Genomic DNA, 12,524 nt, shown 5'->3' on the forward strand with positions numbered 1-12,524 from the left:
ACGCACGATGGCCGACAGCCGCTCCGCCAGCAGCAAGCCCCAGCGCCGCACCGGCGTGCGCGAGGCCGCGGCGCAGGCCACGCGCGACAGCATCCTGAAGTCGGCGACCAAGGTGTTCGCCAGGTACGGTTACGACGGCGGCAGCGTGGAAAAAATCTCCAAGGCCGCCAAGTCGTACGACCGGATGATCTACTACTACTTCGGCAGCAAGGAAGGCCTCTTCATTGCGGTGCTCGAAGGCATCTACAAGCGCATGGACGATGCCGAGGCCGCGATTGCGCTCGATGCCTCGCGGCCCGTGGAGGCGCTCACCGAAGTCATCCGCTTCGTGCTGGGCTACTACCGCAAGAACCCCGAGTTCGTCACGCTCCTGAACACCGAGAACCTGCACAAGGGGCGGCACATCTCCAAATCGCTGCGGGCGCGCGAATACTCGTCGCGGGCGGTGGCGATCATTGCGGAAATCCTGGCGCGCGGCACGGCGCAGGGCCTGTTTCGCAGCAACCTGATTGCACGCGACATCTACCTGCTGATCGCGTCCACCGGCTACTTCTACACCTCGAACCGGCACACGCTCACGGCTTTTCTCGGCGAGCCGCTGGAGTCGCCCGAGGCGATCACGCACTGGGAAGACTTCGTGATCGAGACCGTGCTGCGCACCGTGCGCGCGGACGACATCCAGGAACAAGACAACACCCCACCCCACGACCAGGACCACACGAAATGGCAGAAATCGCAGCCGGCGGCAAGTCGGGCAAAGTCGTCATAAAGAACATCGGGCTCTTGCTCTCGGGCGACATCGACAAGCCCATCCTGGACGCCGACACCATCGTGGTGAACGACGGCCTGATCGTCGCGGTGGGCATGGAAAAAGACTGCGACCTCGAAGGCGCAAAGACCGTCATCGATGCGAAGCAGACCTGCGTGGCGCCGGGCCTGATCGACAGCCACGTGCACCCGGTGTTCGGCGACTGGACGCCGCGCCAGGGCCAGATCGGCTGGATCGACTCCACCATGCACGGCGGGGTGACGACGATGATCTCGGCCGGCGAAGTGCACCTGCCGGGCAGGCCGAAGGACATCGTGGGACTGAAGGCGCTGGCTATCACCGCGCAGCGCGCGTTCGACAACTTTCGCCCCGGCGGCGTGAAGGTGCTGGCGGGCGCGCCGGTCATCGAGAAAGGCATGGTCGAGAGCGACTTCAAGGAGCTCGCCGAAGCCGGCGTGGGCCTGCTCGGCGAAGTGGGCCTGGGCTCGGTGAAGGCCGGCTACGAGGCCAAGGAGATGGTGGCCTGGGCGCGCAAGTACGGCATCCAGAGCACCATCCACACCGGTGGGCCTTCGATTCCGGGCTCGGGCCTGATTGACAAGGACGTGGTGCTGGAGGCCGACGCCGACATCATCGGACACATCAACGGTGGCCACACCTCGCTGCCCGAGGCGCATGTGTGCGAGCTGTGTGAGAAGAGCTCGCGCGCGATCGAGATCGTGCACAACGGCAATGAGAAGGTCGCCATTGCCGCGGCCAAGGCCGCGCTCGAACTCAAGTGCCCGCACCGCGTGATCCTCGGCACCGACGGGCCCGCGGGGTCCGGCGTGCAGCCGCTGGGCATTCTGCGCATGGTGGCCATGCTGTCGTCCATCGCCAACATTCCGGCGGAGCTGGTGTTCTGCTTTGCCACCGGCAACACGGCGCGCATCCGCAAGCTGAATTGCGGGCTGATCGAAGTGGGCCGCGACGCCGACTTCGTCTTCATGGACCGCGCGCAGCATTCACCGGCGCCGGGCCTGCTGGAGAGCGTGCAGCTCGGCGACATTCCGGGCGTCGGCATGGTGATGATCGACGGCATCGTGCGCTGCGGCCGCAGCCGCAACACGCCGCCCGCGACCGAGATTCCGGTGGTGGTGTCGGGCGCGCACTGAGCGCCCGCGCTTCCCTTTCTCCTTCCCCCTCTGGGGGAAGGTCGGGATGGGGGCAGGCAGAGCGCCCGATGGATGCGCCGCGTGCCCCCACCCCAGCCCTCCCCCAGAGGGGGAGGGAGCAACACTGCTACTTCGCGCGAAACACCAGGTACCGCGCCGACAGGAAGTTCACGACAAGCCCCGCGCAGCTGCCCAGCGCCACGCCGGCGGCAGGCGCCCAAGGCCCTGAAGCCCAGTTCAGCACCAGCACATACGCGCCGTAGTTCACGACCGCCCCGCCCAGCATGGTCACGAGGTAGCCGAGGTACTCGCGCAGCACCGAAGCTTCGGAACGCCGGAAGGTATAGCGCCGGTTCAACGCCCAGGTGGCCGTGGCCGCCGCAAGAAACGACAGTACCCGCGCGCCGTACCAGCCCAGCAGCGGCGCCATCAGGTACAGCACGGCCACGTCGACGACGAAGCCGATCGCGCCCACCACCGCGAACGACAGAAACTGCCGGCCAAGCTTCATTTGCCGGCGAAGTGGCGCACGCCGGGCGTCGCCAGGTAGCGCAGCCGCTTGGCCTCGCGGCGGCCGAGCCGGATGGCGTGCATCACGACGCCGCAGACCATCGACAGCATCGCGGCCAGCATGGCGCCGGTCGCCAGCACCGCGGTGGGGAGCCGGGGCACCAGCCCGGTGTGCAGATAGGTGACCAGCAGCGGAATGACCAGCGCGATGGCCCCCAACGCGAGCGCGGCCGCAAGGATCGTGAAGAACTGCAGCGGCCGTTCGCTGATGAACAGCTTGCAGATGGTCCGCAGGATGCGCCAGCCGTCGCGGTAGGTCGAGAGCTTGCTGTGCGAACCCTCGGGCCGCGTGCTGTAGGTGGTGTCGAGCTCGGCATAAGGCATGCGCAACTCGAGCGCGTGCACCGTGAGCTCGGTCTCGATCTCAAAGCCGTGCGAGAGCGCCGGAAACGACTTGGCATAGCGCCGCGAGAACACGCGGTAGCCTGACAGCATGTCGGTCAGGCCGCCGCCGAACAGCTGCGCCACGGCGCCAGTGAGCATGCGGTTGCCGAAGCGGTGGCCGGCGCGGTAGGTGAGTGCGTTCTGCCCATCGTCGACGCGGCAGCCCACCACCATGTCGAGGTTGCGCTCAACCAGCAGGTCCACCAAGCGTGGGGCGCTGGCCACGTCGTAAGTGGCGTCGCCATCGACCGTGACGTACACGTCGGCCTCGACGTCGGCGAACATGCGCCGCACGACGTTGCCCTTGCCGGCCGCCGCCACGTGCGTCACGAAGGCGCCGCTCTCGCGCGCGATGGCGGCGGTGTCGTCGCTCGAGTTGTTGTCGAAGACGTGGATCTCGGCATCTGGCAGCGCCGCGCGGAATTGCGCGACCACCTGCGCGATCGACAGCGCCTCGTTGTAGCAGGGGATCACCGCTGCAATGCGCAGGGGTGCACGGGCTGCGGCGAATTGGTTGTCGTCGGTCATGGTGCGGTCGAAAGAATGCGATAGGCCCGGCCGCCGTCTTTTTCGTACAGCAGGGCGAAATGCTGGTCGAAGCCAGGCCGGGTGGCGAGCGTGGGCACCATCGAGGTGGGCATGACGATGGCCGTGAAACCCAGCCCTGCGAGCTTGACCGCCATGTCGCCCGGAGGCAGCAGCAGGAAATCGCGGTAGCGCCACGGGCCGAGCGTATCGCCCCAGATCGGATTGGGTCCGTAATAGATCGCTTCGTTCAGCGCAATCTGGTAGACGCGGCCGTTGGCATGCAGGCGCAGATAGTCCATGGCGGCATAGCCCGGCACGTGCTGGCGCAGGAAGGCTTCGCGCGTTTCGGGCGTGGGCGAGATCATCGCCACCTTGACGGCCGTCTGCTTCAGCGACACCGCGGCCAGGGCGGCCACGAGCAGCACGACGATCCAGTCGCCGGCAAGGCCGAGGCGCCCGACAGGCGCTGCGGCGGCAGATGCGTCAGCGCCTGCATCGGCGGCGGCCGCCGCTGCACCCTTGCCACCGAACGCGCGGCGCACGCCCGTGGCGATCCAGCCGAACAGCACCTGCCAGCCGATGGCCGCCATCAGCGCGAGCAACGGAAACGACGCCGTGAGATAGCGTGGGTAGCGCGAGGTCAGAAGCCACACGGCCACCGAATAGAAACAGAACCAGCCCGCTGCGCGCACGGCGGCCGAGCGCTTCCACAACACGCTGAACGGCGCAAGGAACACCGCCCAGATCAGCGCGTTGGGCCGCGCCGCATGGTCGCGCACGTCGGCCACCTGCTGCACGTAGTCGGCCGGAATCCACTCGGTAAAACCGAACACGCGCGCACCAATGGGGTTGAACGGATCGCCGGTCATGATGGCGTTTCGCGCATACCAATACACGCACGGAATCAGAAAGCAAAACAGCGCCAGCGCCCACGCCTTGGGCCGGCGCTCGTGCCAGACGACGAACAGCGCCACCAGCGGCAGGAAGGTGAGGGCCTGGTATTTCGAACCCGCCGCCACGCCAAGGCAGAACGCCGCAAGGCCCAACCAGCGCATGCCCGCCTGCACCGGCTGCGACTCGCGCCACCACCACAGCGCCACGCAGGCGCCAAGCACGAAGAGCGCCACGCCCATGTCGATCAGCGCATTCGAATAGTCGCCGATGCCGATCCAGATGGCCGTGCCGATCAAGGCCGTGAGCCGGTTGGTGTGCTGCATGCCGAGGCGCAAGACCATGACAGCCGAAAGCAGGCCCGCCAGCGCATTGAGAAAATGCGGCAGCACGTCGCCGCCCACCTGCAGCGCAGCGGCATAGAGCAGGTTGTAGTTGTACGGAAACCAGGGGTATCGCAGCCACTCGTGGATGCCGAGGGAGCCCTGCTGCGCCACTTGGCGCGCATAGGGGAGGTGGTACATCAGCTCGTCAAAGGCGGCGGGTGGCGCGAGCGGCGCGACAAGTGCGGGCAGCGCCACCAGGGCCAACGCAATGGCCGCGATCTTGTCGGCGCGAGTCCACGGCGCGGCGGGCGCCGCTGAAGCGCGAACAGTGCGCCACCAGGGCAGCAGCTGCAGCGCGGCGGCCACGACGCCGGCAGCGATCAGCGCCACCGTCGCGCCGATCTTGAACGCGCCGAAGATCGCCAGCACCTGGAACGCGCAGATGAAGAGCCCGACGCCCAGGGTCGCGGCCATGGCCGCTTCGAGCCATGCATCCCGGCGCGGCGGCGGAGCCAGGCGCACCAGCAGCGCGCGGCCCAAACCCCAGCAGGCGAGGACAAAGACAGCCAATGCCGCGTAGTGCGCGGCGGCAAACATCAACTTCTGAATAACAACTCCCGGCGCCGGTCGGCCATGCCGGCCGGCAGGTTCAAAGGTTCGGCGCCAGCAGGCGCTCGAGATCGGATTCGCTCTCCTTGCGCCGCGCCGCCTGGTCCTGCAACTGGTCGTGTCCGATCTTGCCGACGTTGAAGTACGTCGAGTCGGGGTGGCTCAGGTAGAAACCACTGACGCTGGCGGCGGGCATCATAGCGAGGCTTTCCGTCAGGGTCATGCCAATGTCCGCGCAGTTCAGAAGGTCGAACATCGGGCGCTTCACGCTGTGATCCGGGCAGGCCGGGTAGCCGGGCGCGGGGCGGATGCCTCGGTATTTCTCCGCGATCATGTCTTCGTTGCTCAAGCCTTCGTCGGGCGCATAGCCCCAGAGGTCGGTGCGCGCGCGGTGGTGCAGCGACTCCGCAAAGGCCTCGGCCAGCCGGTCTGCCAGCGCCTTGAGCATGATGGCGGAGTAGTCGTCCAGGTCGTCGATGAAGTACTTCTCCTTCTTCTCGACACCCAGGCCCGCGGTGACCGCGAACACGCCCACGTAGTCTTTCAGCCCGCTGTCCTTCGGCGCGACGAAGTCGGCGAGGCAGCGGCTGGGCCGCATCACGCCGTCGATCATCTGCTTCTCGGTCTGCTGGCGCATGCCATACCAGGTCATGGCGACCTCGCTGCGCGTCTCGTCGGTGTAGAGCTCGATGTCGTCGTCGTTCACCGTGTTGGCGGGCCAGAAGCCGACGATGCCGCTGGCGCTGAGCCAGCGCCCTTCGATCAGGCGCTTGAGCATGCGCTGGCCGTCGGCATACACGCGCACGGCTTCGGTGCCGACGATCTCATCCTTCAGGATGGCCGGGAACGGTCCCGCCAGGTCCCACGTCTGGAAGAACGGGCCCCAATCGATGTACTTGGCGAGCTCGGTCAAATCGAAGTTCTTGAACACGCGGCGGCCGATGAACTTGGGCGCGGGCGGCGTGTAGCCGGACCAGTCGATCGGCGTCTTGTTGGCGCGCGCCTTGGCCAGCGGCCACATCGGCACCTGCTTCTTGTTGGCGTGCTGCGTGCGCACCTTCTCGTAGTCGGCGTTGATCTCGTCGATGTACGCGGTGGCCTGCTCGGACAACAGCGACTGCGCGACGCTCACGCTGCGCGACGCATCGGGCACGTAGACCACCGGGCCTTCGTAGTGCGGCGCAATCTTGACGGCGGTGTGCACGCGGCTGGTGGTGGCGCCGCCGATCAGGAGCGGGATCTTCTTGATGCGGAAATGGTCGTCGCGCTGCATCTCGCCGGCCACGTACTGCATCTCTTCCAGGCTGGGCGTGATGAGGCCCGACAGGCCCACGATGTCCGCGCCCTCGACCTTGGCACGCGCCAGGATCTCATGGCACGGGACCATCACGCCCATGTTCACCACTTCGAAGTTGTTGCACTGGAGCACGACGGTGACGATGTTCTTGCCGATGTCGTGCACGTCGCCCTTCACGGTGGCGATGATGATCTTGCCCTTGGTGCGCACGTCGCGGCCAGCCGCCTCGTCGCGCAGCTTTTCCGCCTCGATGTAGGGCAAGAGGTGGGCCACGGCCGACTTCATCACGCGCGCCGACTTGACCACCTGCGGCAGGAACATCTTGCCGGCGCCGAACAGGTCGCCCACGATGTTCATGCCGTCCATGAGCGGGCCTTCGATCACGTGCAGCGGACGGCCGCCCGTCGCGAGGATCTGCTGGTAGGCCTCCTCGGTGTCTTCGACGATGAAGTCGGTGATGCCATGCACCATGGCGTGCGAGAGGCGCTGGTTGACGTGCACCGGCGTCGAAGGCGTGCCGCGCCATTCGAGGCGCTTGCTTTCGTCCTTGGCGCCGCTCTTGGCGGTCTCGGCCACTTCGACAAGGCGCTCGCCGGCGTCTGGACGACGGTTGAGCACCACGTCTTCCACGCGCTCGCGCAGGCTCGGCTCCAGGTCGTCGTAGACGCCGACCATGCCGGCGTTGACGATGCCCATGTCCATGCCCGCCTGGATCGCGTGGTACAGGAACACGGTGTGGATGGCCTCGCGCATCGGGTCGTTGCCGCGGAAGCTGAAGCTCACGTTCGAGACGCCGCCCGACACCTTGGCGCCCGGCAGGTTCTCCTTGATCCAGCGCACGGCGTTGATGAAGTCGACCGCGTAGTTGTCGTGCTCTTCGATGCCGGTGGCAATGGCGAAGATGTTGGGGTCGAAGATGATGTCCTCGGGCGGAAAGCCCACCTCGTCGACCAGGATGCGGTAGGCCCGCTCGCAGATCTCGATCTTGCGCTCGTAGGTGTCGGCCTGGCCCTTCTCGTCGAAGGCCATCACCACCGCGGCGGCGCCATAGCGCCTCACGAGCTTGGCCTCGTGCTTGAACTTGTCGACCCCCTCCTTCATGGAGATGGAATTGACGATGCCCTTGCCCTGGATGCAGCGCAGACCCGCCTCGATCACTTCCCACTTGGAGCTGTCGACCATTACCGGCACGCGCGCGATGTCGGGCTCGCTGGCAATCAGGTTCAGGAAGCGGACCATCGCGGCCTTGCTGTCGAGCATGGCCTCGTCCATGTTGATGTCGATCACCTGCGCGCCGTTCTCGACCTGCTGGCGCGCCACGGCCAGGGCCTCTTCGAACTGGCCGTTCAGGATCATGCGGGCGAAGGCCTTGGAGCCGGTGACGTTGGTGCGCTCGCCGATGTTGACGAACAGCGATCCGGCATCGATGGCCACGGGCTCGAGGCCGGACAGCTTCATCGGGGGAACGGAGGGCGTGGGAACATCGCTCATTGGGGGGCTCACCTGTGCAGGAAAAAACGTCAGGTGAGCGTCGTTTGCGGCTTGCGCCCCGGCCGACGGGGCGCCTTCCAAGCCTGACGGCGGGCCTCTTGATGCGGGCCGCCGCTGCAACGCTCCTTGGAAGGGAGCGCAATTTTACCGGCTGCGGCAAGGGCCGCGGCCGCCAGGGGCGTTCAGGCCCCCTGTCCGGCCACGGATGCTGGCCCCCGAGGCGCGGCCGAAGCCGGCAGCCCGAACACCCGGTCGAAGGCCCAGTTGAAGACGAAGGTGTAGACCAGGAAGAACACCACCAGCCCCAGGTCCATCACCAGTGCCTGCCAAAGCGACACGCCCAGGCCCCAGGCAAAAAGCGGCACCAGGAAGGCGATCAGCCCGCCCTCGAAGCCGATGGCATGCACCACGCGGCGGCGCACGCTGCGCCCGCGCACCACCTGGCGCGACTCCCAACGCTCGAACAGGGCGTTGAAAACCAGGTTCCAGATCACCGCAATGACCGAGGCGGCCACCGCCAGCACGCCGGAATGGCCGAGCCCGGCATCTGTCATCAGCGCCAGGCCGGCGCTGGCGGCCACGATGGCGATCCCTTCGTAAAGGGTGATGTAGACGACGCGACGCTGAAACCCCTGCATGGCTCTGTTCCTCTGCGAATGAAGGCGATGGCTGGACTTTATTTGTTGTTTGCTGATATAAAAAGTTAACTTGTTTCAGCTTTATTGATAGATGAGGTGCGGCCGTGGCCTTCTCCAGCGACAACGTCGAAGTCTTCCTGGCCGTGATCGACCACGGCTCCTTTTCCGCCGCGGCGCGGGCGCTGCACAAGGTGCCCTCGGCCGTGAGCATGGCCATTGCCAACCTCGAGGCCGAGCTGGCCCTGCCCCTCTTCGATCGCATCGGCCGCGAGCCGCAGCCGACCGCCGCCGCCCGTTCGCTGGAGCCCCAGGCGAGGCTTTTGGCCGCCCAGCTCAAGCAATTGCAGGTTCAGGCGCTGGCGCTCACGCAAGGGCTCGAAAACCGCCTCACGCTGGCGATTGCGCCCGAGCTGCTCGCCGCACCCTGGAGCGGACCGTTGGCCGCGCTGGCCGAGGAATATCCGCTGCTGCAGGTCGAGGTGCTGGCCGCCCCCCAAGCCGACGCGCTGGCGCTGCTGCACAGCGGCCGCGCGCAACTGGCGCTGGTGTTCGAGCGCCCGAGCCTCGACGGGCGCGAAGGTTTCCAGGAAGTGGGCAGCGACACCATGGTGGCCGTGATGGCTCCGCATCACCCCGTGCTGCTGGCGGCCGCCGGCGAGCGCCTGCGCGAAGAACACCTCACGAACACCCGGCAGATCGTCGTGGCGGGGCGCGACCTGGCAACGAGCGACCCGCGCTTCGTGTTCGCGCGCCACGTCTGGCGCACCGACAACGCGCTGGCCGCGCTCAGCCTGATCACCGCCGGCCTCGGCTGGGGCTGGCTGCCGCGCAACTTTGCCAAGCCCCACGTGGCCGCGGGCGCCCTGGTCGAGATTCCGTTCGAGAACCTCAGCAACGGGCTGGACCTGTGGGTCGACGTGGTGTGGTCGCGCGAGCGGCCGCTGGGCCTGGGGGCGCAGCGCTTCGTGGCGCTGATTGCGCGCGACCGGCAGGCCGCGGCGGGCCTTGCGGCCCCCGGTTAGCTAGTCGCGATGGCCGTGGCCACCGCCCTTGCCACCGCCGCCACCGCCGCCACCGCCGCCGTGACCCCCGCCATGGCCTCCACCCTTGCCGCCGCCTTCACCACCGCCATGCGCGCGCCCGCCTCCGCCGGCCTCAGGCCGCCCGCCGCGCTGATGCATTTGTGGCTGGCCAGGCGGTGGGCCGGGCCTGACGGACGGCTGCGGCCGCGGCGGCTTGAAGCCGGGGTCCGCCGGCGCGCGGTAGCCAGGGCCCGGATGCGGCGCGCGGTAGCCGGGACCGGGTTGCGGGGCGCGGTAGCCCGGCCCTGGTTGCGGTCGGACGCCGGGCCCCGGTGCGGGTTTGAAACCAGGGCCAGGCCATGGCTTGGGTTGCCAGGCGGGACGCACCGGCGGCGGTGGTCGCCAACCGGGCATCGGTGGAGGCGGCGGCCGGCCGCCCCACCAGCGCCGTTCGCCATACCAGGGCCGGTCGCGGTAGTAGTCGGCCCAGTAGCTGCCGATCACGAAGGTCACGATCGGCACGCCGATCACCGCCCCATAGGTCGCCAGCGGTACGCGCCGCTCCTGGTAGGCGTAGTCCAGGCTCCTGGCCCAGACCCAGCCGCGTCCGCCGTCGGGCAGCACCACGTCGCACCAGCTGTAGCCCCCGGTGCAGCCGAGCACGTCCAGCGGCTGGCCCGGCGCGAGCCGCGCCACCAGCGGATAGTCGCCCGAGGGGCCGGCCCGCAAATTGACGGCGCCGCGCGTGAAGGCCTGTTGCGCTGCCGCTGCGAGCGGCAGGGCCAGCGCAACCGCGCCGACGCCGATCCAGCGCATGGGAAATGTGTAGTTCATGAATAGGCTTCCTTGCGCCGCCAGCCTAGGCGGCGGGAAAGGTGCCGTCAATCAGCCGGGAGCGCGAAGCCCGTGGTCGAATGCAGCTAGGCTGCTTCGCGGTAGAAGCCGGCGCTGTTGTTCAACAACCGTCCGGGCACCGGCGCCACGGCCTTGCCGATGGCCGCGATGTGGTCCGGCGTGGTGCCGCAGCAGCCACCGACGATGTTCACCAGCCCTTCGGCCGCGAACTCGTGCAGCAGCCGCGAAGTGACGTCGGGGGTCTCGTCGAAGCCGGTTTCGCTCATCGGATTGGGGAGGCCTGCGTTCGGGTAGCAGCTGATGAAGGTGTCGCCCGCCACCTTCGCCAGTTCCTGGATGTAGGGTCGCATCAGCGCTGCACCCAGCGCGCAGTTGAGCCCCACGGCCAGCGGCTGCGCATGGCGCACGCTGTGCCAGAACGCGGTCACGGTCTGGCCGCTGAGGATGCGGCCGGACGCGTCGGTCACTGTGCCGCTGATGATCAGCGGCAGGCGCTGGCCGCTGTTGTCGAAATACTCGTCCACCGCGAACAGCGCGGCCTTGGCGTTGAGCGTGTCGAAGATCGTCTCGACCAGGATCACGTCGGCACCGCCTTCGACCAGCGCCTCGGTCTGGTCGTAATAGGCCGCGCGCAGCTGCTCGAAGTCGACGTTGCGCGCGCCGGGGTCGTTCACGTCGGGGCTGATGCTCGCGGTCTTGGGCGTCGGGCCCAGGGCGCCGGCCACGAAGCGCGGCTTGTCGGGCGTGCTGAACTTGTCGCAGGCCGCGCGCGCGAGCTTGGCCGACTCGAGGTTCATCTCGCGCGCGAGATGCGCCATCTTGTAGTCCTCCTGCGCGATGGTGGTCGCGCCGAAGGTGTTGGTCTCGATCAGGTCTGCGCCCGCCGCGAGGTAGCCCTCGTGGATGTCGCGGATCACGTCGGGCCGCGTGAGCGACAGCAGCTCGTTGTTGCCCTTCACGTCGCGCTCGAAATCCTTGAAGCGCTCGCCGCGGTACTGCTCTTCGGTCAACTTGAAGCGCTGAATCATCGTGCCCATGGCGCCGTCGAGGATGGCGATGCGCTTTTCGAGGATGCCGGCGAGTGCCTGGCCGCGGGTGTAGATGACGGGCTTCATAGCCCCTGATTGTAGGAAGCGGGGCTGCCCTTGGCGGCCGTCGGTGCTTTAGCGGCGTTCGACGAAGGCCAGCACCGCTTCAATCATGCGCCGCACGTGCGGCTGCACGCCGGCTGCCACATCAGGCAGGTAGTCGAAGGGCAGCGTCTCCTGCATGTAGCTCGACTGCGTCATCTCCAGCTGCACCGCATGCACCCCGGCGGCCGGGTTGCCGTATTGGCGCGTGATGTGGCCGCCCTTGAAGCGGCCGTTGAGCACGCCGGTGTAGCCGGTGGCCGATTCGGCCGACTTGGCGATATCGAGCAGCGTGGCGGCCAGCGCCGGGTCGCAGCTCGTGCCGTTGCCTGTGCCCAGGTTCAGGTCGGGCAGCTTGCCCTCGAAGAAGCGCGGCAGCACGGAACGGATCGAGTGCGCGTCCCACAGCGCGATGGTGCCGTGCGCGGCCTTCAGGCGATCGAGTTCGGCCTGCAGCTGCTGGTGATAGGGCCGCCAGATCGCGTCGCGCCGCGCGGCGATTTCTTCGTCGCCCGGCAGCTCGTCGCTGGATGCGTAGACCGGCGTGTCGTCGAAGGTGTCGATAGGGCAGAGGCCGGTGACGCTCTGGCCCGGATACAGGCTGGCGCCATCCGGCGGACGGTTCAGGTCGATCACGTAGCGCGAATGCGTGGCGACGAGCACCGAGGCGCCGAGTTCGTCGGCAAAGTCGTAGAGCCGCTCGAGGTGCCAGTCGGTGTCGGGCACGTGGCGCGCCTCTTCCGTGAAGCGGGCGGCGAGCGCGGGCGGCACGTAGGTGCCGACATGCGGCATCGAGATCAGCAAGGGACGAGTGCCCTGGCGAAAGCGGAACGGCGGTTCGGTGGTGGTGAAGCTCATGG

The 12,524-nt window shown here is 67.6% G+C and carries 11 protein-coding genes and 1 riboswitch; of the genes, 3 read left to right on the plus strand and 8 right to left on the minus strand.

Annotation, left to right across the window (positions count from 1 at the left end; genetic code table 11):
- Positions 1–7 precede the first annotated feature (7 nt).
- Entirely contained in the window at positions 8–769 is a 762-nt protein-coding gene (locus tag ASC78_RS22965; protein ID WP_055806857.1) for a TetR family transcriptional regulator, read from the plus strand.
- Positions 724–1,923, plus strand: a complete 1,200-nt coding sequence (locus ASC78_RS22970) for an amidohydrolase family protein (protein ID WP_055806859.1) — start codon at positions 724–726, stop codon at positions 1,921–1,923. Before ASC78_RS22965 ends, ASC78_RS22970 begins: the two co-directional genes overlap by 46 nt.
- Before the next feature lie 127 nt (positions 1,924–2,050).
- Here ASC78_RS22970 and ASC78_RS22975 read toward each other — a convergent pair whose 3' ends face one another.
- From ASC78_RS22975 to ASC78_RS22995, 5 genes are all read right to left on the minus strand, one after another.
- On the minus strand, positions 2,051–2,434 hold the full coding sequence (locus ASC78_RS22975) for a GtrA family protein (protein ID WP_055806862.1): 384 nt from the start codon (positions 2,432–2,434) through the stop codon (positions 2,051–2,053).
- Positions 2,431–3,405 carry a glycosyltransferase family 2 protein gene (locus tag ASC78_RS22980; protein ID WP_055806865.1) on the minus strand — a complete coding sequence of 325 codons (975 nt, stop codon included), beginning with the start codon at positions 3,403–3,405 and terminating at the stop codon, positions 2,431–2,433. Before ASC78_RS22980 ends, ASC78_RS22975 begins: the two co-directional genes overlap by 4 nt.
- Positions 3,402–5,219, minus strand: coding sequence for an ArnT family glycosyltransferase (locus ASC78_RS22985; RefSeq protein ID WP_055806868.1), 1,818 nt, complete (start codon positions 5,217–5,219; stop codon positions 3,402–3,404). Before ASC78_RS22985 ends, ASC78_RS22980 begins: the two co-directional genes overlap by 4 nt.
- Before the next feature lie 52 nt (positions 5,220–5,271).
- Complete coding sequence (gene metH / locus ASC78_RS22990; RefSeq protein ID WP_157634522.1) at positions 5,272–7,986, minus strand: methionine synthase; 2,715 nt, start codon at positions 7,984–7,986, stop codon at positions 5,272–5,274.
- Positions 7,987–8,047: 61 nt separating this feature from the next.
- Positions 8,048–8,153: riboswitch (S-adenosyl-L-homocysteine riboswitch) on the minus strand.
- 48 nt (positions 8,154–8,201) lie between these two features.
- On the minus strand, positions 8,202–8,657 hold the full coding sequence (locus ASC78_RS22995) for a PACE efflux transporter (RefSeq protein ID WP_055806871.1): 456 nt from the start codon (positions 8,655–8,657) through the stop codon (positions 8,202–8,204).
- Positions 8,658–8,761: 104 nt separating this feature from the next.
- On the opposite strand from ASC78_RS22995, the gene ASC78_RS23000 reads away from it, so the two are divergent.
- Positions 8,762–9,679, plus strand: a complete 918-nt coding sequence (locus tag ASC78_RS23000; RefSeq protein WP_055806873.1) for a LysR family transcriptional regulator — start codon at positions 8,762–8,764, stop codon at positions 9,677–9,679.
- On the opposite strand, the gene ASC78_RS23005 is transcribed toward ASC78_RS23000, so the two are convergent.
- From ASC78_RS23005 to hutG, 3 genes are all read right to left on the minus strand, one after another.
- Positions 9,680–10,513 (minus strand): SH3 domain-containing protein, encoded by an 834-nt coding sequence (locus ASC78_RS23005; RefSeq protein ID WP_055806876.1) that lies wholly within the window; start codon positions 10,511–10,513, stop codon positions 9,680–9,682. It lies immediately after the preceding gene.
- Positions 10,514–10,599: 86 nt separating this feature from the next.
- Positions 10,600–11,649, minus strand: coding sequence for a homocysteine S-methyltransferase family protein (locus tag ASC78_RS23010; protein WP_055806878.1), 1,050 nt, complete (start codon positions 11,647–11,649; stop codon positions 10,600–10,602).
- Positions 11,650–11,697: 48 nt separating this feature from the next.
- Complete coding sequence (gene hutG, locus ASC78_RS23015) at positions 11,698–12,522, minus strand: N-formylglutamate deformylase (RefSeq protein ID WP_055806881.1); 825 nt, start codon at positions 12,520–12,522, stop codon at positions 11,698–11,700.
- Between the last annotated feature and the right edge of the window lie 2 nt (positions 12,523–12,524).

The organism is Variovorax sp. Root318D1 (assembly GCF_001424835.1).
GTDB lineage: Bacteria > Pseudomonadota > Gammaproteobacteria > Burkholderiales > Burkholderiaceae_C > Variovorax.

Bases quoted from the DNA above. Each gene is read 5' to 3' on its own strand.
- ASC78_RS22965 (WP_055806857.1), top strand. From the start codon at position 8: ATGGCCGACAGCCGCTCCGCCAGCAGCAAGCCCCAGCGCCGCACCGGC.
- ASC78_RS22970 (WP_055806859.1), top strand. From the start codon at position 724: ATGGCAGAAATCGCAGCCGGCGGCAAGTCGGGCAAAGTCGTCATAAAG.
- ASC78_RS22975 (WP_055806862.1), bottom strand. From the start codon at position 2,434: ATGAAGCTTGGCCGGCAGTTTCTGTCGTTCGCGGTGGTGGGCGCGATC.
- ASC78_RS22980 (WP_055806865.1), bottom strand. From the start codon at position 3,405: ATGACCGACGACAACCAATTCGCCGCAGCCCGTGCACCCCTGCGCATT.
- ASC78_RS22985 (WP_055806868.1), bottom strand. From the start codon at position 5,219: ATGTTTGCCGCCGCGCACTACGCGGCATTGGCTGTCTTTGTCCTCGCC.
- metH (WP_157634522.1), bottom strand. From the start codon at position 7,986: ATGAAGCTGTCCGGCCTCGAGCCCGTGGCCATCGATGCCGGATCGCTG.
- ASC78_RS22995 (WP_055806871.1), bottom strand. From the start codon at position 8,657: ATGCAGGGGTTTCAGCGTCGCGTCGTCTACATCACCCTTTACGAAGGG.
- ASC78_RS23005 (WP_055806876.1), bottom strand. From the start codon at position 10,513: ATGAACTACACATTTCCCATGCGCTGGATCGGCGTCGGCGCGGTTGCG.
- ASC78_RS23010 (WP_055806878.1), bottom strand. From the start codon at position 11,649: ATGAAGCCCGTCATCTACACCCGCGGCCAGGCACTCGCCGGCATCCTC.
- hutG (WP_055806881.1), bottom strand. From the start codon at position 12,522: ATGAGCTTCACCACCACCGAACCGCCGTTCCGCTTTCGCCAGGGCACT.